The organism is Shinella sp. CPCC 101442 (assembly GCF_024704725.1).
In the GTDB taxonomy this organism is placed as follows: domain Bacteria; phylum Pseudomonadota; class Alphaproteobacteria; order Rhizobiales; family Rhizobiaceae; genus Shinella.
The window spans coordinates 24,222-47,748 of the sequence record NZ_JALIQS010000004.1 but is presented as its reverse complement, the minus strand read 5'-3'; the positions used below and the strand labels follow the sequence as shown (position 1 = coordinate 47,748).

23 protein-coding genes are annotated in these 23,527 nt (G+C 64.4%); 18 read left to right on the top strand and 5 right to left on the bottom strand.

Going from position 1 to position 23,527, the window contains the following annotated elements:
* Nucleotides 1-9: 9 nt before the first annotated feature.
* Nucleotides 10-1,578 (bottom strand): ABC transporter substrate-binding protein, encoded by a 1,569-nt coding sequence (locus MUO32_RS15575; protein ID WP_257949281.1) that lies wholly within the window; start codon nucleotides 1,576-1,578, stop codon nucleotides 10-12.
* A gap of 204 nt (nucleotides 1,579-1,782) precedes the next feature.
* On the opposite strand from MUO32_RS15575, the gene nikR reads away from it, so the two are divergent.
* Nucleotides 1,783-2,193 (top strand): nickel-responsive transcriptional regulator NikR, encoded by a 411-nt coding sequence (nikR, locus tag MUO32_RS15570; RefSeq protein ID WP_257949280.1) that lies wholly within the window; start codon nucleotides 1,783-1,785, stop codon nucleotides 2,191-2,193.
* Here nikR and MUO32_RS15565 read toward each other — a convergent pair.
* Together MUO32_RS15565 and MUO32_RS15560 are read right to left on the bottom strand one after the other, a co-directional pair.
* The gene (locus MUO32_RS15565; RefSeq protein ID WP_257949279.1) at nucleotides 2,190-2,573 is read right to left on the bottom strand and encodes a YgiW/YdeI family stress tolerance OB fold protein; all 384 of its coding nucleotides are present in this window, start codon (nucleotides 2,571-2,573) and stop codon (nucleotides 2,190-2,192) included. The genes nikR and MUO32_RS15565 overlap by 4 nt on opposite strands.
* 190 nt (nucleotides 2,574-2,763) lie before the next feature.
* Nucleotides 2,764-4,323 (bottom strand): amidohydrolase, encoded by a 1,560-nt coding sequence (locus tag MUO32_RS15560; protein ID WP_257949278.1) that lies wholly within the window; start codon nucleotides 4,321-4,323, stop codon nucleotides 2,764-2,766.
* Nucleotides 4,324-4,561: 238 nt separating this feature from the next.
* Between MUO32_RS15560 and MUO32_RS15555 the strand changes: the two genes are divergently transcribed.
* The 8 genes from MUO32_RS15555 (at nucleotide 4,562) to MUO32_RS15520 (ending at nucleotide 11,231) form a co-directional block, all read left to right on the top strand.
* Nucleotides 4,562-5,062 carry a DUF1269 domain-containing protein gene (locus MUO32_RS15555; RefSeq protein ID WP_257949277.1) on the top strand — a complete coding sequence of 167 codons (501 nt, stop codon included), beginning with the start codon at nucleotides 4,562-4,564 and terminating at the stop codon, nucleotides 5,060-5,062.
* A gap of 109 nt (nucleotides 5,063-5,171) precedes the next feature.
* A complete protein-coding gene (locus MUO32_RS15550) occupies nucleotides 5,172-6,185 on the top strand; it encodes an AI-2E family transporter (protein WP_257949276.1) in 1,014 nt (337 codons plus the stop codon).
* Nucleotides 6,178-6,963, top strand: coding sequence for an alpha/beta fold hydrolase (locus MUO32_RS15545; protein WP_257949275.1), 786 nt, complete (start codon nucleotides 6,178-6,180; stop codon nucleotides 6,961-6,963). Before MUO32_RS15550 ends, MUO32_RS15545 begins: the two co-directional genes overlap by 8 nt.
* A 170-nt stretch (nucleotides 6,964-7,133) precedes the next feature.
* A complete protein-coding gene (locus tag MUO32_RS15540; RefSeq protein ID WP_257949274.1) occupies nucleotides 7,134-7,475 on the top strand; it encodes an SH3 domain-containing protein in 342 nt (113 codons plus the stop codon).
* A 42-nt stretch (nucleotides 7,476-7,517) separates the two neighbouring features.
* The gene (locus tag MUO32_RS15535) at nucleotides 7,518-7,781 is read left to right on the top strand and encodes a hypothetical protein (protein ID WP_257949273.1); all 264 of its coding nucleotides are present in this window, start codon (nucleotides 7,518-7,520) and stop codon (nucleotides 7,779-7,781) included.
* Nucleotides 7,781-8,950 (top strand): alpha/beta hydrolase, encoded by a 1,170-nt coding sequence (locus MUO32_RS15530; protein WP_257949272.1) that lies wholly within the window; start codon nucleotides 7,781-7,783, stop codon nucleotides 8,948-8,950. Before MUO32_RS15535 ends, MUO32_RS15530 begins: the two co-directional genes overlap by 1 nt.
* A gap of 138 nt (nucleotides 8,951-9,088) precedes the next feature.
* Nucleotides 9,089-10,525, top strand: a complete 1,437-nt coding sequence (locus tag MUO32_RS15525; RefSeq protein WP_257949271.1) for a GntP family permease — start codon at nucleotides 9,089-9,091, stop codon at nucleotides 10,523-10,525.
* Nucleotides 10,526-10,535: 10 nt separating this feature from the next.
* Nucleotides 10,536-11,231: an urease accessory protein UreF gene (locus MUO32_RS15520; protein WP_257949270.1), complete on the top strand. Its 696-nt coding sequence runs from the start codon at nucleotides 10,536-10,538 to the stop codon at nucleotides 11,229-11,231.
* Nucleotides 11,232-11,234: 3 nt separating this feature from the next.
* On the opposite strand, the gene MUO32_RS15515 is transcribed toward MUO32_RS15520, so the two are convergent.
* Nucleotides 11,235-12,959 carry a hypothetical protein gene (locus tag MUO32_RS15515; RefSeq protein WP_257949269.1) on the bottom strand — a complete coding sequence of 575 codons (1,725 nt, stop codon included), beginning with the start codon at nucleotides 12,957-12,959 and terminating at the stop codon, nucleotides 11,235-11,237.
* 181 nt (nucleotides 12,960-13,140) lie between these two features.
* Between MUO32_RS15515 and MUO32_RS15510 the strand changes: the two genes are divergently transcribed.
* From MUO32_RS15510 to MUO32_RS15495, 4 genes are all read left to right on the top strand, one after another.
* Nucleotides 13,141-13,401 carry a YMGG-like glycine zipper-containing protein gene (locus tag MUO32_RS15510; protein ID WP_257949268.1) on the top strand — a complete coding sequence of 87 codons (261 nt, stop codon included), beginning with the start codon at nucleotides 13,141-13,143 and terminating at the stop codon, nucleotides 13,399-13,401.
* A gap of 121 nt (nucleotides 13,402-13,522) precedes the next feature.
* A complete protein-coding gene (locus tag MUO32_RS15505; RefSeq protein ID WP_257949267.1) occupies nucleotides 13,523-14,689 on the top strand; it encodes an efflux RND transporter periplasmic adaptor subunit in 1,167 nt (388 codons plus the stop codon).
* On the top strand, nucleotides 14,686-17,847 hold the full coding sequence (locus tag MUO32_RS15500; RefSeq protein ID WP_257949266.1) for an efflux RND transporter permease subunit: 3,162 nt from the start codon (nucleotides 14,686-14,688) through the stop codon (nucleotides 17,845-17,847). Before MUO32_RS15505 ends, MUO32_RS15500 begins: the two co-directional genes overlap by 4 nt.
* 18 nt (nucleotides 17,848-17,865) lie before the next feature.
* Entirely contained in the window at nucleotides 17,866-18,384 is a 519-nt protein-coding gene (locus MUO32_RS15495) for a YqhA family protein (protein WP_257949265.1), read from the top strand.
* Between the two features lie 44 nt (nucleotides 18,385-18,428).
* Here MUO32_RS15495 and ureG read toward each other — a convergent pair whose 3' ends face one another.
* Entirely contained in the window at nucleotides 18,429-19,064 is a 636-nt protein-coding gene (ureG, locus tag MUO32_RS15490; RefSeq protein ID WP_257949264.1) for an urease accessory protein UreG, read from the bottom strand.
* Nucleotides 19,065-19,234: 170 nt separating this feature from the next.
* Between ureG and MUO32_RS15485 the strand changes: the two genes are divergently transcribed.
* The 5 genes from MUO32_RS15485 (at nucleotide 19,235) to MUO32_RS15465 (ending at nucleotide 23,514) form a co-directional block, all read left to right on the top strand.
* Nucleotides 19,235-20,059, top strand: coding sequence for an urease accessory protein UreD (locus tag MUO32_RS15485; RefSeq protein ID WP_257949263.1), 825 nt, complete (start codon nucleotides 19,235-19,237; stop codon nucleotides 20,057-20,059).
* Between the two features lie 23 nt (nucleotides 20,060-20,082).
* Entirely contained in the window at nucleotides 20,083-20,385 is a 303-nt protein-coding gene (gene ureA, locus MUO32_RS15480; RefSeq protein WP_257949262.1) for an urease subunit gamma, read from the top strand.
* A 10-nt stretch (nucleotides 20,386-20,395) separates the two neighbouring features.
* Nucleotides 20,396-20,701 carry an urease subunit beta gene (locus tag MUO32_RS15475; RefSeq protein ID WP_257949261.1) on the top strand — a complete coding sequence of 102 codons (306 nt, stop codon included), beginning with the start codon at nucleotides 20,396-20,398 and terminating at the stop codon, nucleotides 20,699-20,701.
* Nucleotides 20,702-20,710: 9 nt separating this feature from the next.
* On the top strand, nucleotides 20,711-22,414 hold the full coding sequence (gene ureC / locus MUO32_RS15470) for an urease subunit alpha (protein WP_257949260.1): 1,704 nt from the start codon (nucleotides 20,711-20,713) through the stop codon (nucleotides 22,412-22,414).
* Nucleotides 22,415-22,482: 68 nt separating this feature from the next.
* Nucleotides 22,483-23,514 (top strand): urea transporter, encoded by a 1,032-nt coding sequence (locus tag MUO32_RS15465; RefSeq protein WP_257949259.1) that lies wholly within the window; start codon nucleotides 22,483-22,485, stop codon nucleotides 23,512-23,514.
* Nucleotides 23,515-23,527 lie beyond the last annotated feature (13 nt).

Genomic DNA, 23,527 nt, shown 5'->3' with positions numbered 1-23,527 from the left:
GGTCGTTCCTCAGTTGCAGGTCCAGGTCCAGCCCTGGATGCCCGCGGTGATCGGCCATCCGTGGCCATGCGGTTCGATCTGCGTCTTGCCGACGTCGAGGCATTTGTTGGCGAAATAGACATGGTCGAGATTGACCAGCCAGGCCCAGCCGGCCTCGCCCTTCGTGCTGAAGCCCGTCGCACCGTCCCATTCGGCCTTCTGCCATTCCGGATAGGACGCCTCAAGGCTCGATGCGCGCTGCGCCGCCTCGAAATACCCGTCGACGGCAGCATTGGAGAAGAAACCGGGGTTGTAATAGTCCACGCCGCCCCATCCGCTCTGGTAGAGGCTGTAGACTTCCAGCGGGCTTTGGCTGCCCCATCCGAATGCGACCGGCTCGGAATGCATGACGCGTTCGATGCCTTCCCAGGTCGTGCCGTTCGGCGTCCCCTCGATGCCAAGCGGCTTCAGCAGTTCGGCGAGAACCATCGCAATGGCCTGCCGGGTGGAATCGGAAGCGGGATAATGGATGCGGAACGCGGCGCGCAGGCCGTTCTTTTCCCGTATGCCATCCGCGCCGGGCACCCATCCGGCCTCGTCCAGCAGGCGCCTGGCCGCGTCGAGATCGAATGTCACGGCGGCCTGCGGATTGGACCAGGGCAATCCGTCCGCCGGGCCATAGGCCGGCGTCCCGTGGCCCAGAAGGGCCGTGTCCACGATCTTCTGGCGGTCGATGCCGATATTGACCGCCCGGCGAATGGCAACGTCGGCCGTGACATTGTTGCCGATGGCATTGCCCTTGGCGTCCTTCTTCCCCTCGTCGGGCGCCATCGGGAAGTGAATACCCCTGTTGTCGACGGTATCGACCACGACGGTGCTGAAGCCGGCGGGAACGGCATCGGCAAGTGCTGCGGGCACGGACACCATGTCCACCTGCCCCGCATTGGCGGCCGCCAGGCTTGTATCTTCTCCGGTGAACAGGAAAGTCAGGCGGCTGAACGGCGACTTTTCACCGTAATAGTTCGGGTTGGCCTCCACGATCAGCTGCTCGCCCTGCCGCCAGGAGACAAGCCGATACGGCCCCGAGCCGACCGGGTTGCGCGCATAGTCCGCGCCGTACGTCGCTTCCGGCACGATGCCCAGCGAGTAGAAATTCTCCGTGAAGGTGATCCATGGCTGCTTGAGCCGGATCACGACGGTCCTGTCGTCGGTCGCCTCGGCGGACACCATCGCATGAAGATCGATCGCGCCACCCGCCGTGGCGGCTTTGGTGAAGGTGAAGGCGACGTCCCTTGCGGTCAGTGGCGTGCCATCCGAAAAAGTCACGCCCTCGCGGATGGATATGGTCCAGGTCAGCTTGTCGTCGGAAAGCGCCCAGGCCGTCGCAAGATCGGACTTCGTGGCAAGATCGGCATCGCGGCTGAGCAGGGTGGATTGGAACAGGGGATGGCCGTAGCGTCCCCATCCCAGCAACGGATCATAGCCGGTATCCGGCTCCCCGCCGATGGCCAGCACCAGTTCGGATTTCTCCGCCGCCAGGACCGGAGCGCTCAGCAGGGAAAGCGTGGAAACCGCTGCAAGAATGGACAGCTTCATCATCGGCGTCAGCAACCTCGATCACAATGTCAACGCAGGATAGAAACGAACACCGTATGATGTCTATGGAAAAATTGCTTACACACCTTTCGGACCCGCCCGGGCCGGCCCTCGCCGCGGAAAGCAGTTGGAGCTTGCCTTGCCATGGGCTATCGATATCGGGCTTTCGACCTCCGGAGGCGCAGGCGGCGCCAGTCAGGATTTTTCATGCAAAGAGTAACCGTCACGCTCGACGACGACCTGATGGAAGAGCTCGACCGCATGATCAAGGCGCGCGGCTACCAGAACCGTTCGGAAGCCATTCGCGACCTCGCGCGCGCCGGACTGAAACAGGCCTCGATCGAAAGCGGTTCGCTCAGCAACGCCATCGGCGTGCTGAGCTATGTCTTCGATCACGAAGCCCGCGAACTGGCGAAGCGGCTGACGAGCACGTTCCACAGCCACCACGACCTGACCGTATCCAGCCTGCACATCCATCTCGATGAGAAGAACTGCCTCGAAGTCAGCATCCTGAAGGGAACGTCCGGCGAAGTGCAGCACTTTGCCGAACATGTGATCTCGGAGCGCGCCGTGAGATACGGGCATCTCCACATCATGCCGCTGGCCCCCGAGGTTTAGTTCAGCACCTGCACATAATCGACATTCACGAACCTGCCGCGCACATCGGACTGGATCTTGCCCCGCACGCGAAGCAGCGTCTTCGCCGTGATCTCACGCCCACGCCAGAGTTCCCGCTGGATACGGACGCGAATTTCCCCGGTCTTGTCCCGAAAGAGATATTGGGCCATTCGGACTTCCTTCGTCAGCGAACCTTTCAACGAGGCGCGCGCGCCATGCCGTGCAGCCCTGGCCTGCTCGACCGTCGTGACGTCGGGCGTCCGTTTCGCCCCGGAAAACTGCGCGTTCACCGGCCCGCTCAGGAGCATGGCGACGCAGGCGGCGGCCAGAGAGATTTTGCCGGCACGATAGATCGTCTTCGACGCGCTGCTCACATTCATCATATTCTCCTTGGATATCGGCATTGCCGGCGGCCGTGAGGGCCTTGGGCAAGACTAGTGGAAAAGCAGTCGCGGCTGCAACCGGCTGCGTGTATCGTCAGACGGTCTCCCCTCGAAATTGCCTGTCGCGCTTAACGCATCGCTCTCTCGCGACACCGCAACAGAACATCGGCGGGTTTCAGCGCGCGCCTTACGGCTGCTTTTCCCTGTATCCGGCGATAAATTCATCAAAACCATCGCGAATCAGCAGGTGGGGCGGAATGCCATCGGGCCGCACACGATCCTTTGGCAGTGGCGACACGTACTTCCGACCGGCCTTGCGACGGTCGAAATCGGCCCGGGCGGCGGCGCGCAGGTCGGCATCGATGATCAGGTCGTAGCCGACGCCCGCCATCACCGTGGCGGAGAGAATGGAGCTCTTGTCACCGATGCTGGTGCCACCGCAGGCCGTGACGGGCCAGGTATGCAGTCCGACGCCGATCGGCATCGTGGCAATGGCGAAGAGGCCCGTCGGCGTGTTGTAACTGACGTCACCGACATCGGTGCTGCCGCCGATCGTGACTTCCGGAAGGATGGGCATGACGATCGGCATCAGGCCCGCCTCCGGCAACCCCATCTCGCGCTGGCAGGTCTTGGCGAAGACCTGCTCGGCCTCGGTCCACTCGAGCGGCAGCGCCGTCATGTGGTCGTGCAGGCGCTGGACGAGCGTCTCGTTCGGCAAAAGGTCATGCATGCCGAAGAAATGGTCGACGGCGACCGTCGTCTGGGTGGAGGTCGCCGCACCGCTCGCGACATCTCTCACCCAGGCCGTCACCTCGTCCACCTCCGTGCGATCCTGATCGCGGATCATGATCAGAACCTCGGCGGTGTCGGGAATGACATTGGGGGCGCCGCCGCCGTCGGTATAAGTGTAGTGCAGCCTTGTCGTCGGCTTGAGGTGCTCGCGCATGAACTGGACGCCGGTGCCGAAGAGTTCTGCGCCCTTGAGTGCGCTGCGCCCTTCCCACGGATCGACGCCGGCATGGGCCGAGCGCCCGGTATAACGCACGCGAAGCATGTTGACGGCCGCCGTGCGCAGCAGCCCCGTGGCGTTCATCGGGCCGGGATGCCAGGCAAGGGCCGCGTCGAGATCGTCGAACAGACCGTCGCGGGCCATATAGACCTTCGCGCCTTCCGTTTCCTCCGCCGCGCAGCCATAGACCCGGATGGTTCCGGCATGGCCGCCGTCGATCATCATCTTCTTGAGCGCCAGCGCCGCGCCGGTGCAGCCCGCGCCAAGCATGTTGTGGCCACATCCATGACCGACCTCGACGCCGGCCGGCCCGGGCACCTGGCGCGGTTCAGCCGCATTGCCGAGGCCTGGAAGGGCGTCGTATTCCGGCAGGAAGCCGATCTTCGGCCCGCCCTCGCCCTGCGTCCATTCGGCGAGAAAGGCGGTGGGGATGCCCGACGTTCCCGTGCTGACGATCGTGAAGCCCGCGGCGCGCAGCTCCCGCAGGTGGATTTCGGAAGAGTGCTCCTCGTGCAGGGACAGTTCCGGCGTGTTCCAGACCTCGCGCGATATGCGCAAGATCGCCTCGCGAACCGTCTCCACGGCATCGCGCGCAGTCTTTGCCGAGGCCGGAGCGGCGACATCCTGCGCCCTCGCCACCGCAGGCATCAGCGCCCAGACAGCTGTAGAGGCGAGCGAGCCGATCAGCAGCTTGCGGCGAAGGCTATCGATTGGCGGATTTGGGAACTCGAAACTCATGGCGCCCTCGCAGTTCATTGTTCAACCGGGGCGATGATGGCACTCCCCGCAAACACGATCCAGCCCTAAAATCTTGCCGATCATGCGCAAGGCCCTCGACTGACCGAGCCGACGGGTGCGGTATCGGAATCTTAAGATACTTTCCGACAGCCTTTCCGTTAGAGACGATTGTGCATTGCATTCACGGTTGAAATTTGCTTCCTCTGCTCAGACAAGGAATACTCTCGAGGAGACCGAAATGTCTGATCTTATTGCGATTGTCTATCCGAGCGAAGCAAAGGCCGAAGAAGTCCGCCAGCGCATCTTCGAACTTCAGAAGGAATATCTGATCACGGTCGGCGACGCCGTCATCGCCACGAAATCCGCCGATGGCAAGGTCAAGCTCAACCAGCTGTTCAACACGACGGCGGCCGGCGCCACCACGGGCAGTTTCTGGGGCCTGCTGATCGGCGTCCTCTTCCTCAATCCGCTGCTCGGCGTCGCCGTCGGCGCGGCTTCGGGCGCCATCGGCGGCGCGCTGTCGGATGTGGGCATCAACGACGCCTTCATGAAGGAGCTTGCCGGCAAACTCACGGGCGACAGTGCCGCCCTCTTCGTGCTCGTGCGCAGCATGACGGCCGACAAGGTGCTGAAGGATATTTCCTCCCATGGCGGCGAGGTTCTGCAGACCTCCCTCGACGAGGGCAAGGAACAGGTGCTGCGCAACGCGCTGCAGCAGGCAGGACAGGCGGCCAGCTGATCGGCGCTTCGGCCCGCTCTTAGACGCACGCGGGGGGTAAAAGCCTCCCGCGTGCGGATTTCGCATCGAACATTTCGAGGTTGGCATGGTTGGCGCTGGCAATAGGGGCATGTTCGGCGCGATCGGCACCGGTATCCTCGTTCTCGCCCTTCTTCGCCTTGCGCAGCCGATCTTCGCGCCGCTCTTCTTTTCGCTCCTCATCATCGCGCTCATGTGGCCGTGCCAGCTGGCCCTGCAGCGGAAACTGCCGCGCCTTGTCGCGTTGTTCGTCAGTCTGACGTTGACCATGACGGCCATCCTGGTGCTCGGCTCCTCGGTCGCCTGGGGCCTCACCCAGCTCGGTCATTGGCTGTTCCTCAACGCCGAGCGGCTTCAGACGATCTACACGGTCTGGGCGGACTGGCTGGAACTGCAAGGCATACCCGTCATGGGAACCCTGTCGGACCGGTTCGACATCCGCTGGCTCGTCGGCTTCATGCAGAGCATGGCCGGCCGGCTGAACAGTTTCGCGGGCTTCGCGGTGCTTGTCCTGATCTTCGTGATGCTCGGCCTTCTGGAAGTGAACGAATTCGGCGCACGTCTCGCCTCCCCGCATGCGCAGCCCTATGGCGACCGCATCCTCGTCGCCAACCGCGCCATCGCCGCCAAACTCAGGCGCTTCATGATCGTGCGCACGGTCGCCAGCGTGCTGACGGGCTTCGTCGTCTGGATCTTCACGCTGGGCATGGGGTTGGAACTGGCCGCGGCCTGGGGGGCCATCGCCTTTGCCCTCAACTACATCCCGTTCATCGGCCCATTGGTCGCAACGGTCCTGCCCACGCTTTTTGCGGTCGCCCATTTTGGTTCCTGGGAAATGGCCGTCGTGATCTTCGCCAGCCTCAACATCATCCAGTTCGTGATCGGCAGCTATCTCGAGCCGCAGCTGACCGGCGCCTCGCTGTCGCTCTCCCCCTTCGCGGTGATCTTCGCCGTATTCTTCTGGAGCTTCATGTGGGGCGTTTCGGGGGCCTTCATCGGCGTGCCGCTGCTGATCGCCTTCGTGGTCTATTGCGAGGGCGCGCCATCGGCCAGCTGGCTTGCGGCGATCCTGGCGAACAAGCCGCCCGAGGGCCCCGATGCGTGACGCCACCCGCCGGAAACCTCCGGCTCTTTCCGCGATCCGCCTGTTTCTCGTCCTCGCCTGCCTGCTCCCATCCCCACCGGCAGGGGCGCAGCAGGACACCGGCGAATGCGCGGTCCTCATGCATGGACTTGCGCGCGGCAGCGGCTCGCTCTGGCTCGTCGAAAAACTTTTGGCCGCACGGGGTTATCATGTCGTGAACCGGGACTATCCCTCCACGACAGCCACCGTTGCCACACTTGCCGCCCATGTCGGCACCGCGGTCGCCGAATGCGGGAAGCGTCGCGTGAACTTCGTCACCCATTCCATGGGCGGCATCCTGGTTCGCTACTGGCTTGCCAGCCAGCACCCGGAAAAACTGGGCCGCGTGGTGATGCTTGCGCCGCCGAACCACGGGTCTGAAATCGTCGACGTCTTCGGCGACCTGCAGCCTTTCTACTGGATCAATGGCCCGGCGGGCCTGGAGCTGGGGACGGATCGAAACGCCGTACCCGCGATCCTGCCGAAACCGGACTTTCCTCTCGGCATCATCGCCGGCGATATCTCCCTCAATCCGATCTACGCCTCCATTCTCGCCGGACCGAATGACGGCAAGGTCACGGTCGCCTCCACGCGGCTCGAAGGCGCGGCCGATCATCTGGTGGTGCATGCCACGCATACATTCATGATGTTCAATCCCGTCGTCGTCATGGAAACCCTTCATTTCCTGGAAACGGGCGCTTTCGATCACGGCATGACGTGGTACTCGGCCGCCACGGCGCTGACCGCCGCCGTCCAGTAGTAAGCGGCCCGTGCCGCCGCCACGAGCCCGTTAAGGAATCGGGAAGGTCGTCTCACCGAAAATTGCAGGATGCCGAAAAACAACCTTGCCAAGCGGGGCATTCGCTGTCCTCATGCCGCCGTGAGGCCGTGCGTCGGGCTCCGATACAGATGGAACTGAGGAACAAGTCGATGTTTCTGAAAAGATTGCTTTCGATCGCCGTCGTTTTCTGCGCCATGGCGCTGGCGGGCGTCGCCGAAGCCCAGGCCGCCTCGGCGGTCGTCACCAACACCGTCCAGCTCCGTTCCGGACCAGGCACCAACTACCGGGTGATCGGCCGCGTGCATGCCCGCGAACGGGTGCGCGTAACGCGATGCGCCCGCTCGCTGCGCTGGTGCCATGTGGAGCCGCGCCGGGGACGCAGCGGATGGATCAACTCCCGCTTCCTCGACCGCGTGTCGGGTGGTCATCGCCCGGGCGCGGGCAGCATCTGCTTCCACGGTGCGCGCGGGCACATCTGCCTCGGCCGCTAGGACGCGGCAAGGCGGCGCGGCCAGGTCGAGCCAGGAGGCTTCATGAACGTCAGATATCGCGGTGTCGCCAGCGCGGCGGGATTCCTGCCCGCGCTCAGCGGTACGACATGGGGCAAAACGGTCTGGCGGGCAGGCATCGGCTTCAAGCACGAAGCCGCACGGCTGCTTAAGGTCATCTTTGCCCGTTGCCTGCGTCTCGACCTCGTAAGCGTACAGGACAACGTCCTGCCGCGATCCCTCGAAAAGTTCACCCGGGCCGGGGACATCGTTCACGCGGCCCCCATGCCAGCCGGACAGCCGACGTGATGCAGTCCGGTCCCGAAAGCCGGCGCGCACGCAGGTCCGCACCGTTCCTCATCGCCCTTTGCGCCGCCATGACCCTCACCGCCTGCTCGATGCAGCGCGCACCGACAGGTCTGCGGCCTGCCGGCTCCGGCCCCGTCATGGAAACTTCGACGCCAGTCTTCCTCGCGACCAGCAGGCTAAGGGTCGCAACCGAGGGCCGGCCGTTTTCGGCCGACCGGTCACTCGCGCTCAGTTTCGCGCGTTTCGACGTCACCGCTCCAGCCAGCCGGCAATTGGGGCAGGTTCCCGTCGGCGGGCACAATCCTCAACGCCATTTCACGGCGACGTACCGCGACGTGGGCGGCCGTGCGCAGCTCATCGCCGAAATGAATGCCGCCCTGGAACGGCTTCCACCGCAGAACCGGGAAATCTTCATCTTCGTCCACGGCTATAACAACACCGTTTCCGAGAGCCTTTTCCGCACGGCGCAGATCGTCACCGACTTCGGCATCCGGTCCGTTCCGCTGCACTATGCCTGGCCCTCGGCCGGATCGCTGCCGCTTTATGTATTCGACCGCGACAGCGCTATCTTCGCCCGCGACGGGCTTGCCGAGACGATCGAGCTGGCCGCGCAGACGAAGGCGAAAGCCGTCGTTCTGGTCGCCCATTCGATGGGCGCGTTTGCAGCGATGGAAGCGCTGCGGACCCTGGCGCTTCGCGGAAAGTCCGCCACGTTCAAGCGCCTCGGCGGCGTCGTTCTGGCCGCTCCGGATATCGATGTCGATGTTTTCGACAGCCAGCTCGCCGATATCGGCACGCTGCCGGCACCCTTCACCATTCTGGTCTCCCAGCGCGACCGGGCGATCGGCCTGTCGGGTTTCCTTGCCGGCGGACATCCCCGCGTGGGCAATGCGCGCGATATCGCCCCCCTGCAAAGAAATGGCATTACGGTCATCGACGTCTCGCAGGTGGACGGCGGCGGCCATACCGTCTTCGCGCAATCCGAGGCGATGACCAAGCTGGTTGAAAACAGCCGGACGGCGCGCGACGCCCTCGTCAGCGGCAACCCGGTGCTGTCGCCGGCCGGGCTTGCGGAAGCCGTCACATCGAGCGCCATCGCGCTTCCCCTGACCATTTTCCTGCCCGACGGCCACGTTTCCCGAAACGAAGCGGGACAGCGGGGGCGATAGTGGTCTTTTCACCGAGCGAGACAGAGAAAATGCGGGCGAGGTCGTTCCCGCTTGAAATACACAACCAGAAAATGCTTTGATGCCACTCGCCTGCTTTGCATGCGGCAGTTGCGGAACGGATCGGGATAGGACAAGCTCATGGGGCTGTTAGGAATTTTGCTCGCACTCGCCCTCTTGATGTGGTTCGCCTATCGCGGGTGGAGCGTGCTGCTTCTGGCGCCGGCGGCGGCGCTCGTCGCCGCCTTCGTGTCGGGCGAGCCCCTGCTGCCGCACTGGACATCGACCTTCATGGGCGGCACGGCGCGCTTCGTCGCGCAGTGGCTTCCCCTGTTCCTGCTGGGCGGCATCTTCGGCAAGATGATGGACGACAGCGGCTCGATCACCGCTATCGCCCGCTTCCTGACGGAGAAGCTGGGCGTCAAGCGGACCATGCTTTCGGTGGTTCTCGCCTCCGCCGTCGTGACCTATGGCGGCGTCAGCGTCTTCGTGGCGTTCTTCGTGCTGGTTCCGATGGCGCGGGAGATGTTCAAGGCCGCCAATATCCCGGCGCGGCTCATGCCGGCGGCGATCGGCCTGGGCGCGTTCACCTTCACCATGTCGGCGATGCCCGGAACGCCCTCGACGAACAATGCCATTCCGATGCCCTATTTCGGCACGACAACATTTGCCGCCCCCGGCCTCGGCATCATCGCATCGATCATCACCCTCGCCTTCGGTTTGTGGTGGCTGGCGCGCATCGAGGCGAAGGCACGCGCGGCCGGCGAGGGCTATGTTGAGGATGACGACACCGTCGTCATCAGCGAGAAAGTGCGCGAGCAGGCGACGGTATCGGGCGATTTCGACCCGAACGAACTGACGCATGGTCAGCGCAGCGACACGGCCCCGCCCTTCTTCTTCGCCGTCCTGCCCCTCGTCGTCGTCATCACCGTCAACTTCCTGATGGCGCTGGTGGTGCTGCCCCGCATGGATTTTTCCGCCGCCGAAGCGGCCCTCGGCATCAATATCACGTCCGCCATCGGCGTCTGGGCGGTTCTCATCGCGCTCGGCGCGGCGATCCTGACGGCCATCGCGGTCAATTACGGGCGTCTGGGAAACCTGCGCGAGAGTCTCGATGCGGGCGCGAACTCCGCGGTCCTGCCGATCATGACGGTGGCGAGCCTCGTCGGCTTCGGCGCGGTCGTTGCGGCGATGCCGGCCTTCGCCATCGTCCGGGACGCCGTCCTGCAGATCCCTGGCGGTCCCCTCGTATCGCTGGTCGTCGCGATGAATTCGCTGGCCGCGCTGACGGGAACGGCTTCCGGCGGCATGGCGATCGCGCTCGACGCGCTCGGCGAGGAATATATGCGGCTTGCCGTGGAATATGGCATCAATCCCGAGTTGATGCACCGCCTGACGACGATCAGCGCCGGCACGCTCGACGCCCTGCCCCATAACGGTACGGTGCTGCTGCTGCTCCAGATCAGCAAGCAGACCCATGCCGGAAGCTATTTCGACATGGTGATGACCGTGATCGTCGGCGTCATCATCTCGCTTGTCGCCGTGTTCCTTCTGGGCTCGACCTTCGGTTCGTTCTGAGCATCCATCGATGCAGTGCTCCGCCGATCTCTCCGACCGCTCCAGAAGCGGCATGGTCCATCTGCTGCGGCTCGTCAGTCCGAGCCAGCCGGTCGGTGCGTTCTCCTATTCGCGCGCCCTGGAATGGGCCGTCCATGCCGGCACGGTGAACGACGAGGAGTCGGCCGCATCCTGGATCTTCGGCCTCATCGACCATAGCTACGCGGCGCTCGACGGAGCCCTGTTCTGGCGCATGATGCAGGCCCTGCAGGCGGGCGACCAGGCCGCCTTCCTGAAAGCCGACGCCTGGCTTTCGGCGGCGCGTGAAAGCCGCGAGATCGAGCTGGAGGACAGGCGGATGGGTGAATCCCTGCTTCGCCTCCTTCAAGATCTCGACGTGCCCGACGCCAGAACGCTCACGGAGCGGAAACTCGGCTTTCCCGCCGCCTTCGCGCTGGCCGCCGCCCATTGGAAGATCGACCCCGAAGACGCGCTGCGCGGGCTCCTGTGGAGCGTCATCGAAAACCAGGTGATGGCGGCAATCCGCCTCGTACCGCTCGGGCATACGGCCGGTCAGCGCATTCTCGTGGCAAGCCCCCCCGTGATCGAGCGCGCAGCCCAAAAGGCGGCCTCCCTGCCCGATGAGGAGATCGGCAATGCCGCGCCGGCCATGGCCATGGCAAGCGCCTGGCACGAGACCCAGTACAGCCGCCTCTTCCGTTCGTAAGCGCTATCTGGACTTCACCAATCCGGAAAACCCGGCGACCGCCAGAAGACCGAGCGCCCAGCCGATGATCGATTGGAAGAAGTAATAGCGCAGCGCCCAGGTCCCGCCCGGCTTCATCGAATCCGGCCGCCAGAAGTCCTTCTGTCCGATCGACAGGACAGGCAGGAGGACATCGAGCGAATACATGCCCGCATTGAACTCCGGGTAGCTTGACGCCTCGGGTTGATCCAGGAAGCAGGCGAGCTGCGTTTGCCTGGCCCTGGCGCGACCGGACATGGTCTGGCCGCTGGAGGGCATGTAACGCTGTTCCGTTTCGGGAAGGTTGCACATCGTCCATTCCAGCGAACGCAGCATGACGGGACTGTTGGGCTTCATAGCGCCCCTCTCGTAGGCGAAGAAGAAGACCCCGATGCCGACGACCCAAAACAGGATAATCCAGATGAGGGCGTAGAGCGGCTGCCGGCCGTAGCGCACCGTGATGTTGAGAATGCCGTCGCGAAGCGTGAGGGCAAAGCGCAGCAGCCAATTGCGCGTGCGCGCCCGGCGGGCCCGGCGCAGCAACCGCTCCTTGGCGATCAGCACCTCCCGCGTATCCTCGTCGTGCCCCATGTCGGAAAAAACCACCGACAGGTGTTCGTAGGGCTGTGGCCAGAAATCCGTGTCCCAATGCGCGGGGGTCTGCCGCGCCAGCCATTCGAGACGGCTCCTCGCATCGACGGGGCCACCGATGAAGGCGCCGTACTGGCAGCGGTTCAGCAACAGGTCGCCTGTCTTCGGCCAGCTCTGCCGGTCATCGTCGATCGCCCCGACGGTGGCGGCCGTCAGGTCCAGTATGCCATCGACCGCCGCCTCCTGCCGCAGCACGAATGCACCCGCGATCGCGGCGTGATTGAGCCGCAGTGCGAAGTCTCCGGGCTGCGAAAGCTGTGCGGAGGTGCAATCCACATCCCCGCCGAGACGAACGGCCGCCAGCCGGGTCTCGCCCGAAATGCGCGCGCCGCTCAGGATGAAATGCCCGTCCGCGACGAGGGCATCGCCATTGAATGCGACCTGGCCCGGCCGCTCTATCTGCACGCCGGCGGCGTTGACGCCCCCGCCCAGTTTGGCCGAGGAGAGATTGATGCCCCCCGTCACCTCGGCCCCACGCATCAGCACGCTCCCGCGCACCTCGATTCCACTGGCGTCCAGCGCGGTTTCGCCGGGCAGGTCGAGGCAGACCCCATCCGCCTCCAGCGCCCCGCTGAGGCGCGCACCGGCCAGCCTGATCCCGCCGGTGAAGAGCGCACCCTTCATCGATACGGATCCACGCGCCTCCAGCCGCTCCGCCAACAGCCCCGGCAGCCGGGAGCCGTCCAGAAACAGGCTGTCGATGATCGCCGAGCGCAGCACGGGAACCGATTCGAAATGGCTGTCCTTCAGACCGATATCCCGGGGGATGCGGCAACCTTCGAGGTCGAGGACGCCGGTTATCCACGCGCCGCTGAGCCTGAGCCCCCTGCGCTGATGGGACGAACCGCTGTCCTTCAGGATGAGGAAGCGCAGGAATTCGGCACGCACGGAGCGCTCGGGGTCGACCTCCTGCGGCCGAAGACCATCGCCGACACGCTCGAGGCCATCCCCCTGCAGCCTGGCGACGATCTCGGCTTCCGCCGGGGACAGCGGAAGAAAATCGTCAAGCCCGGCTTCGGAGACTGCTGGCGTGTTGGTCTTCCCTGCTCCGTCGTCCATGTCGGTCCCTGGCTTTCATATGCAGATCGGTTTTGCGTGGTAGACCTACACAATATTCCTCTCTTGCCCTCTGGTGTCGAGAATCCCTGAAACTTTCTTAAGTACATCAAACATCAGGGATGGACTGGGAGGCCTACAATGTTACGTTGTGCCTGTTGGCAACACAGATAAAGAGCAATCCATGAAACGAGCTTCCCTTCTTCTCCTTCTCGGAACGCTGGCGGTGGCAGGATGCTCCCCCACCGAACGCGGCGCGGGCATCGGTGCGGTTTCCGGCGCGGTGATCGGCGGAGCCATCACCGGTAACGTGCGTGGCGCGGCTGTCGGCGCGGCGATCGGCGGCGTGACGGGCGCGGTGATCGGCAATGTCGCCGGGCGCCCGGGCCAGTGCTATTATCGCGACCGCTACGGCAGGCGCTATATCGACACCTGCCCCCGTTGACTATCGACGGAAGGCTCCCGCTGTCGGCATGCCCGACAGCGGGAGCCTTCCGTTTCCTGCCTCGCGCGCCGCGCCCAGAAAAGCGCCCGCGCGAGGTTCTGTTTCCTTCCGGAGTGTCGACATGAAGCCTTTTCCCGGTATGCCACGCATCTGCGGCATCCTTCTCCTTGCAGCATCGAGCCTCGCACCGTCCGGTCTTGCTGCGCAGACGGCAGCCACGGTAGGAACCATAAAGGTTCGCGTGGACGACGTGTCGCCAAGGCATGAATTTGTCGGCCGGGTGGAGGCCATCGATACGGTCGATGTCCGCTCCCGCATCGAAGGCTTCATCGACAAGCGTCTGTTCGAGGAAGGGGGCGTCGTCGAGGTCGGCCAGCCGCTCTTCCTGATCGACGCGCGCGGACTGGAAATCACACTGGCGGAGGCGAAAGCCAATCTGGCGAGCGCCAAGGCGACGCTCGATGATGCCACCCGTCGTTTCGAACGCAACCGGGCCCTGAACCAGACGGTATCGCGGGCGGTGCAGGAGGAAAGCCAGGCGGCGCGCGACATGGCGCAGGCGGCCGTGCTTTCCGCGGAGGCCAGGGTGAACCAGGCCGAACTCAATCTCAGCTACAGCAAGATAACATCGCCGCTGAAGGGCCGCATCGGCGCCGCGGCGCTTTCGGCCGGCAGCTTCGTCAATGCCGCTTCGTCGGCGCTGGCGCGGATCGTGCAGACGGATCCGGTCCGGGTGGTCTTCTCCGTGAGCGACCGCGCAGTACTGGATTTACGCGTGGCGGCGGGCGAGATCAGCAAGGATGCGCTCGCCCAGCGCTACGAACCGTCGGTGCGCCTTTCGAACGGGCAGCAATACGGCCAGACCGGCCGGATCGAATTCTTCGGCAACGAAATCGACGAGCGGACCGGCACGCTGGCCGTCCGGGCGCAATTCGCCAATCCGGACCTCCTGCTCGTTCCGGGCCAGTTCGTGACGGTGGTGATCGCCGAAAACGAACGAAAGATGCGCCCCGTTGTCCCCATCGGCGCAGTACAGCAGGATCGCGAGGGCCGATATGTGCTTCTCGTCGGCGACGACGGCAAGGCCGTCCTGCGCCGCATCACGGTCTCAGAGCAGGCAGACGGCAACTGGACCGTCGATAGCGGCCTCGACGGCGGCGAAACGTTGATCGTCGAAGGATTGGCGAACGTCGCCGAGGGTTCCGCCGTCACGGCATTGCCGGCATCGGACGGCGACGGCGCCGGAACGGCTGCCTCCACCGAATCGCAGCCGGGTAGCACGCAATGAACATTTCCGCTCCCTTCATCGGCCGCCCGCGGCTTGCCATGGTCATCGCCGTGATCATGATGATCGCCGGCACCGTCGCGCTTTTGCAGATACCCGTCGCCCAGTTCCCGCAGATCACCCCGCCTGAGGTTCAGGTTTCGGCGAGCTATCCGGGCGCCAATGCCGGCGTCATGATCGACAGCGTCGGCGCGCCGATCGAAGACCAGGTGAATGGCGTCGACGACATGCTCTACATGTCCTCCTCCAGCACCAACAACGGCACCTATAGCCTGACGGTGACCTTCGCGCCGGGGACGGACCCCGCCATCGCGCAGGTCAACGTGCAGAACCGCGTCTCGATGGCGACGCCCCGCCTGCCTGCAGCCGTTACCCAGACCGGCGTTTCGGTCCGAAGCCGCTCGTCCAGCATGCTGATGGGTCTTGCGATCTATTCGCCCAAGGGCACGTACGACAACGTCTTCCTCAGCAACTACGCGACGGTCAACATTCGCGACGCCATCTCTCGACTGCCCGGTGTGGGCGAGGCAAGCGTGTTCGGCCCGAGCTACGCCATGCGGATCTGGATGAACCCGGACCGCATGCAGGCGCTCGGCGTCACGGCGGCGGATCTTACCGCCATCATCCGGGCGCAGAACGCACAGGCCTCCGCCGGCCAGATCGGCGCGCCGCCCTCCGAAGCCGGCCAGCAACTGCAGCTGACGGTGCTGGCCCAGGGGCGGCTGGCCGACGAGAAGGAATTCGGCAACATCATCGTGCGCACGAACCGCGACGGCGCGATCGTGCGCCTTCGCGATGTCGCGCGCGTCGAACTCGGCGCTCAGTCCTACGACACCACGTCGACGCTCAACGGCCTGCCGAGCGCCACGCTGGTCGTCTATCAATCCTCCGACGCCAATGCGCTTGCGGTTTCCGACGCTGTCGTCCGCGAGCTTGAGACGCTGTCACGGCAATTCCCTGACGACATCGCCTATACGGTCGTCTTCGACACGACCGACTTCGTCAAGGAAACCATCCGCGAGATCTTCATAACGCTGGCGATCACCTTCGCCCTCGTTGTCGCCGTGGTCTTCGCCTTCCTGCAGGACTGGCGCGCCACCGTCATCCCGACGCTGACGATCCCCGTATCGCTGATCGGCGGCTTCGCCGTGCTCTTCGTGCTGGGCTATTCCGCCAACACGATCACGCTCTTTGCGGTCATTCTCGCCATCTCCCTCGTCGTCGACGACGCCATCATTGTCGTCGAGAACGTCCAGCGCATCATGGACGAGACCGGGGCGAACGTGCGCGAGGCGACGCAACGCACCATGCAGCAGGTCACGGGCCCGATCGTCGCCACGACGCTGGTGCTCGCGGCACTCTTCGTGCCGGTGGCCTTCCTCGCCGGCATCACCGGTGAACTCTACCGCCAGTTCGCCGTCACGATCCTCATCACCATCGTCTTTTCGACGATCAACGCGCTGACCCTCAGCCCGGCCTTGTGCGTGCTGATGCTGCGGCCCTCGCCAAAACGGCGTCACAGCCTGTTCGAGAAGCTGAACAACGGCCTCGATGCGTCCCGGCGCTTCTATCTGAAGCTGCTTCTTGCCTTCGCCCGACGGTTCGTGGTGACCGCGGTCATCCTCGTGGCGGTCGTCGGCGGCATCTACGGCCTCTTTCGCGTCCTGCCGACCGGCTTCGTGCCGGCCGAGGACCAGGGCTACCTCTTCATGAACGTGCAATTGCCGAATGCCGCCTCGCTGGAGCGTACGGAAGAGACGATCGCCGAGGTCAGCAGTCTTCTCCAGCGCACACCCGGCATCGCCAACACGATCGGCATCGCCGGCGTGAGCGTGATCGGCGGCGCCAGCTCGAATTCGGGCATGGTCATCGTGGCGCTGAAACCGTGGAGCGAACGGGGCGCGGACCAGAGCGTCTTCGCGCTGATGACGCGCCTGCGCACCGAGCTTGCAGCGATCACGACGGCTTCCGTCATCCCCTTCAATCCGCCGGCAATTCCTGGCCTCGGCGCGACCGGCGGCTTCGACTTCCGTCTTCAGGCACGCGCCGGGCAGAGCCAGGGTGAGCTTGCCGAGGTGATGCGCAGCCTCATCATCCGCGCGAACCAGACGCCCGGCCTCGCCTCGGTGTTCAGCACCTTCTCGGCCGATGTGCCGCAACTTTACCTCGACATTGACCGTGAACGGGCGGAGCTCTTCAACGTCTCCCCCGCCACGATCTTCAGCACGCTTCAAGCCCATCTCGGGTCGGCCTATGTGGACGATTTCAACATCCTCTCGCGCGTCTTCCAGATCCGCATCCAGGACGAGCCCGCATTCCGCAACCAGATCGAGGACATCCAGCGGCTGAGAGTACGCAGCGGGACAGGCGACCTCGTTCCGCTGCAGGGTCTGTTGTCGATCTCCACGGTTTACGGCCCGAACGCGATCAACCGCTACAATCTCTTCCCCTCCGCCGCGATCAACGGGCAGGCAGGCCCGGGCACCAGCACGGGCGAAGCACTGAACGCCATGCAGGCGCTGGCGGAAGAGGCGCTACCGGCCGGCTTCGGGTACGAATGGACAGGCCTCGCGCTGCAGGAAAAGCAATCCGGCGGCGAGACGGTGATGATCCTGATCGCCGGTATCGTCTTCACCTATCTCTTCCTCGTCGCTCAATATGAGAGCTGGAGCGTGCCGGTCGCGGTGATGATGTCGGTCACGGTGGCGGTGCTGGGGGCCTTGGGGGCGCTCGTCGTCGGCAGCATCGACCTCAACATCTATGCCCAGATCGGTCTTCTCCTTCTCATAGGACTGGCGGCGAAGAACGCCATTCTGATCGTCGAATTCGCGAAGGAGCGACGAGAGGAAGGCATGAGCATCCTGGAGGCGGCGACCGAGGGAACCTCGCAGCGCTTCCGGCCGGTTCTGATGACCGCAATGGCCTCGATACTCGGCGTCGTGCCGCTCGTCCTGGCCACCGGCGCGGGCGCCGGCAGCCGTCAGGCGATCGGCGCAACCGTTCTGGGCGGCCTTCTCGTCGGTACCGTGTTCGGATTGCTGATCATCCCGCTGCTCTACATTCTCGTGCAGTCATTCCGCGAAGCGACCAAGCGCCGTCTCTTCGGCTCGTCCGGCAGCCCGGACGAGAGCGGGACGTCGACTCCCACTGCCTCGAACTGATCCCGGAGGGACGGCACTATGGTATCCTTGTTCAGCGGCCTCCGCTATATCCTCATCCTCGCCGCCGCCGCCGTGCTGTTCGGCGCCTTCCTGATGTTCTGGGAGGCGACCCTGATGTTGCTGGAAGGCTTTCGCATGGCGCGGCTCGACCCGGATCTCTCGGTCATCGTGGCGGTCCTGCGCGGCACCGACAAGATCCTGCTGGGGATCGTGCTGATGGTCGTCGGGTGCGGCATTGCACTCGGCTTTGCCCTCGACATTCCCCCAGAGCAGCGGTCCAAGCTGCCGCAATGGATGATCATCGACACGGTGGCGGAGCTGAAGAACCTGTTCTTCCAGATGATCATTCTCTATCTGGTGGTGCACTTCGCCGCTCAGGTGGGGGAAGCACAGGCCCCGCTGGACTGGAACGCGCTCGTTCTGCCCGTCTCCGCCCTGCTGCTCGGCGGAGCCATGAAGCTGGCGGCCAGCTCCTCGCATTTGTCGGAGCAGGAGCGGAGGGGCCGGAACGACGGCCCCTCGGAAACGCGGGACTGACCCTGATGACCAGGCGGCAATCCCCCGATCCCTCTTCTCTTGTGCTAGGCGCCGGAGCCTTGCGAGGCTTCGAGGCCGCCGTTTTCCACGATGTAGGCGATGACCGCGTCGAGCCCCTTTCCGCGTGGCAGGTCCGTGAAGCCGAAGGGGCGCCCGGCCCGCATGCGCGTCGCGTCGGCCTGCATGACGTCGAGGTTGACGTTCACATGCGGCGCAAGGTCGGACTTGTTGATGACGAGGAAATCGGAGCGCGTGATGCCCGGTCCGCCCTTGCGGGGAATTTCCTCGCCCTGGCAGACGGAAATGACATAGAGCGTGAGGTCGGCGAGATCGGGCGAGAAAGTCGCCGCCAGATTATCGCCGCCCGATTCGATGAAGACGATGTCGAGGTCGGGAAACTTCCGGTTCATCTCGGCGATGGCCTGGAGGTTGATCGAGGCGTCCTCGCGGATCGCGGTGTGGGGGCACCCGCCGGTCTCCACCCCCATGATCCGGTCCTCGGACAGCGCCTGCTGGCGCGCGAGGATCATCGCATCCTCCTTGGTATAGATGTCGTTGGTGATTACCGCGATCGAGAACCGATCGCGCAGCGACTTGCACAGTTTTTCCGTCAGCGTGGTCTTGCCGGATCCGACGGGGCCGCCGATGCCGACGCGCAAAGGGCCATTCGTTGATACCATTTTCATTGCCTCGAAAGCTTGGTTGCGGCAGCGCGCCGAACCTCGCGCAATTCAACCTTGAATGTGTATTTTTGTCGAGACAACATTCGACAGGACGGGATAAAAGTGATTTGTTCCGAACGGCATATGAAGGCGGGCGGGCAATCCGCGTAATCTGGGGGCCTTAACGTATGGCAGGTGGCTGGCAGGCTGAGCTTGAGCTTTGGTTTGCGAATGCGCACGGCAAGACCCGGCTGATGCGCCGGCGCCATTGCGGTCCGCTCGCGGTTCAGCGCGCCTTCCACCCGGAAACGGACGGCTCGGCCCATGTCTATCTCCTGCATCCGCCGGGGGGCGTTGCGGGCGGCGACCGGCTGGACATCACCTGTCATCTGGCCCCGGAGGCCCGCGCCGTCATCACGACGCCGGGCGCCACGAAATTCTACCGCAGCGAAAGCGGCTTGAGTGCGCAGCGCGTCTCGATCGATGTCGGCGCAGGCGGGATTTGCGAAAATCTTCCGCAGGAGACGATCCTGTTCGAGGGGGCGGACGCTTCGATCGCCACCCGCGTCACCCTTGCAGCCGATGCGGCCTATCTCGGCTGGGATCTCGTCAGCCTGGGCCGGCCGGCTATCGGCGAGCGCTTCCTGACCGGCCGCCTTCGCCAGCGCGTCGAGATTTTTCGCGACGGTGAACCCATCTGGTTCGAGCAGATGGCGCTTTCCGGCGCACCGTGCGCGCTCGATACGCCATTCTCCCTGGCCGGCCGGCCTATCGTGGGAACGATGGTCTATGCCGGGCCGGCGCTCGAAAACACCGTCGAGCGCATCCGCGACAGCGTCGGCGAGGCCGCGCGCGGCGTCTTTTCGGTGAGCCAGCTCGAACGGGTCATCGTGTGCCGCTATCTCGGCGACCGCATGTCGCAGGGCAAGGCACTCTTCCTCCAGGCATGGAGCCTCCTTCGCGAGGGAGGCCTCAACAAGCCGGCCGTGGCTCCGCGCATCTGGGCAACGTGAATTGAAACAACGAGGGTAGACCGATGGAACTATTGCCGCGTGAGAAAGACAAACTGCTGATCTTCACCGCAGGGCTGCTCGCCGAGCGTCGCAAGGCGCGCGGCCTCAAGCTGAACTATCCGGAAGTGGTCGCGTACATTTCCGCGGCCCTTCTGGAGGGCGCGCGCGACGGAAGAACCGTTGCGGATCTCATGTCCTACGGCGCGACGCTCCTGACGCGCGACGACGTGATGGAGGGTGTGCCGGAGATGCTCCACAACGTGCAGGTCGAGGCGACGTTCCCCGACGGCACCAAGCTCGTCACAGTCCACAACCCCATCCCGTAAGGAGGCCATGATGATTCCCGGCGAATATTTTATCGAGGATGGCTCCATCGAGCTGAACAAGGGACGGCAGACGATCACGCTCGACGTCGCCAATTCAGGTGACCGCCCCATCCAGGTCGGTTCGCACTACCATTTTCACGAAACGAACACGGCCCTGCTGTTCGATCGCGAGGCGACGCGCGGCTTCCGCCTCAACATTCCCGCCGGAACGGCTGTCCGTTTCGAACCGGGCCAGGAACGCACGGTGGAACTCGTGGCGCTCGACGGCAAGCGCGAGGTTTACGGTTTCAACGCCAAAGTCATGGGCAAGCTGTAGGAGGCACGGATGGCAACGATCACACGACAGACCTATGCCGATCTCTACGGCCCCACAAAGGGCGACAGGGTGCGGCTGGCCGATACGGAACTCGTCATCGAAATCGAGGAAGACCGCACCGTCTATGGCGAGGAAGTCACCTTCGGCGGCGGCAAGGTGATCCGCGACGGGATGGGACAGGGCCAGCGACCGGCGGCGGAAGTCGCTGACGTGGTCATCACCAACGTCATCATCCTCGACCACTGGGGCATCATCAAGGCCGATATCGGCATCAAGAACGGTCGCATCTCCGGTATCGGCAAGGCCGGTAATCCGGATATCCAGCCGGGCGTCACCATCCTCATCGGCGGCGGCACGGATATCATCGCCGGCGAAGGCATGATCGTCACCGCAGGCGGCATCGATACGCATATCCACTTCATCGCCCCGCAGCAGGCGGAAGAGGCGCTGGCAAGCGGAACGACGACGCTCGTCGGCGGCGGCATGGGCCCGACCGTCGGCACGCTCGCGACGACCGTGACGGCCGGTCCCTGGGCGATCCACCGCATGCTGGAGGCGGTCGAAGCTCTGCCCATCAATGTCGGGCTGCTCGGCAAGGGCAATGTCAGCCTGCCCGATCCGTTGCGCGAACAGGTCCGCGCCGGTGTCGTCGGCCTTAAGCTGCACGAGGACTGGGGCACGACGCCCGCAGCGATCGACAATTGCCTGACGGTCGCCGACGAGATGGACATCCAGGTCGCGCTCCACAGCGACACGCTCAACGAAAGCGGCTTCGTGCGCGATACCTTCGCGGCGATGAAGGGGCGGACGATCCACAGCTTCCACACCGAGGGCGCCGGCGGCGGCCACGCCCCCGATATCATCACGGCGGCGGGGGAGGAGAATATCCTGCCCGCATCGACGAACCCGACCCGGCCCTACACCATCAACACGGTCGATGAACATCTCGACATGCTGATGATCTGCCATCACCTCAGCCCGAGCATTCCCGAAGACGTCGCCTTCGCCGAATCGCGCATCCGCCGCGAGACGATCGCCGCGGAAGATATCCTGCACGATCTCGGCGTCTTCTCCATGATGTCGTCGGACTCGCAGGCCATGGGCCGCATCGGCGAGACGACGCTGCGTTGCTGGCAGACCGCCCACAAGATGAAGGTGCAGCGCGGCCCGTTGCCCGAGGACAGCAGCCGGAACGACAACTTCCGCGTCAAGCGCTACGTCGCCAAATACACGATCAACCCGGCCTTGACCCATGGCTTCGCTCACGAGATCGGCTCCATCCAGGTCGGCAAGCGGGCGGACCTCGTGATCTACAAGCCGGCCTTCTTCGGGGTAAAGCCGCATCTGGTTATGATCGGCGGCATGATCGCGATGGCGCCGATGGGCGATCCCAATGCCTCGATCTCGACACCCCAGCCGGTGCATTACCGCCCGATGTTCGGAGTGCTCGGGCGCGCGCTCGGCTCGACTAGCGTCACCTTCGTCTCGCAGGCGGCACTCGACGACGGGATCGGTGAGAAGCTGAAGCTCCAGAAGCAGCTCGTCGCCGTGAAGGGCACCCGCACCGTCCGCAAGAAGGACATGATCCACAACAACCGCACGCCGAAGCTGGAAGTCGATCCGCAGAATTACAACGTCCGGGTCGATGGAGAGCTGATCACGTGCGAACCGGCGGACGTGCTGCCGATGGCTCAGCGCTACTTCCTGTTCTGACCCCTTTGCAAACGGCTCCGGGCGCAGTGATGCGCCCGGTCTCGTCCCTTCGAGCGAAAGCAAGGCGCATGCAGACGAACCGTTTCCAGGACCACCCCTCCCTCGCCTTCGCCGACTGGTGCCTGCGGGGCATCGGGCAGGTCGTTTTCCAGAACAATCCGCTCTCCGGCCTGGTGATCCTTGCCGCGCTGGCGCTGAATTCGTGGATCTATGCGGCGATCTGCGTTGCGGGCGTCGTGGCGGCCACCGGCACTGCGGTTCTCCTGAAGGCCGACAGAGCGCTCCTGCGTGACGGCCTGTTCGGCTTCAACGGGGCGCTGGTCGGTCTCGCGCTCATTGCCTTCACCAGTGAAAATTTCCGCACCGGCGCCGTGCCGTCGCCCGCGATGCTGGGCTATCTCCTCTGCGCGGCCGCACTCACCACCATGGCCTTCGCCAGCTTTTCCGCCCTTCTGGCGCCCTACAAGACGGCTGCGCTGACGGCGCCCTTCGTCCTCGTCGGCTGGCTCTTCCTCTTCGCCGTGCTGAAATTCGACGCGATCGATGCGGGTCCGATGGCCAAGCCGATCTCGCCGGAACAGTTTTCCGAAACGGTGCCCTATGTCCTTGCGACCTGGTATGAAGGCATAGGCACGTCGATCGGCCAGATCTTCTTCCAGGACAACTGGATATCCGGCTATCTCATTCTCGTCGGCATCGCCTTGAACTCCCGTCTGGGCGCGGCGATGGCCCTTATGGGCGCGATCGTCGGCACGGCCGTCGCGGCGCTCTATGGCGGCCCTGAGGGTGCGGTGCGAGACGGGCTGTTCGGCTACAACTCGGCGCTGACCGCCATGGCGCTCTGCGGTGTCTTTCTCGTCTTCAACTGGCGAAGCCTGCTCTACGCGATTTTCGGAGCCATCATCGCAAGCTGGCTCTGGGCCTCCGTCGCGATCTTCCTGAAGCCGATCGGAATGCCGGTGCTGACGTCCACCTTCGTTCTCGTCACCTGGCTGATGCTGCTGGGACAAGGCGCGTTCAAGGCGCTCGTGCCGGTGGCGCCTGCGGAACCGGCGACGCCGGAGAAAAACCGCGACCGCGTCTCGCGCAAGTCGTCCTGACCGCCCCATCCTG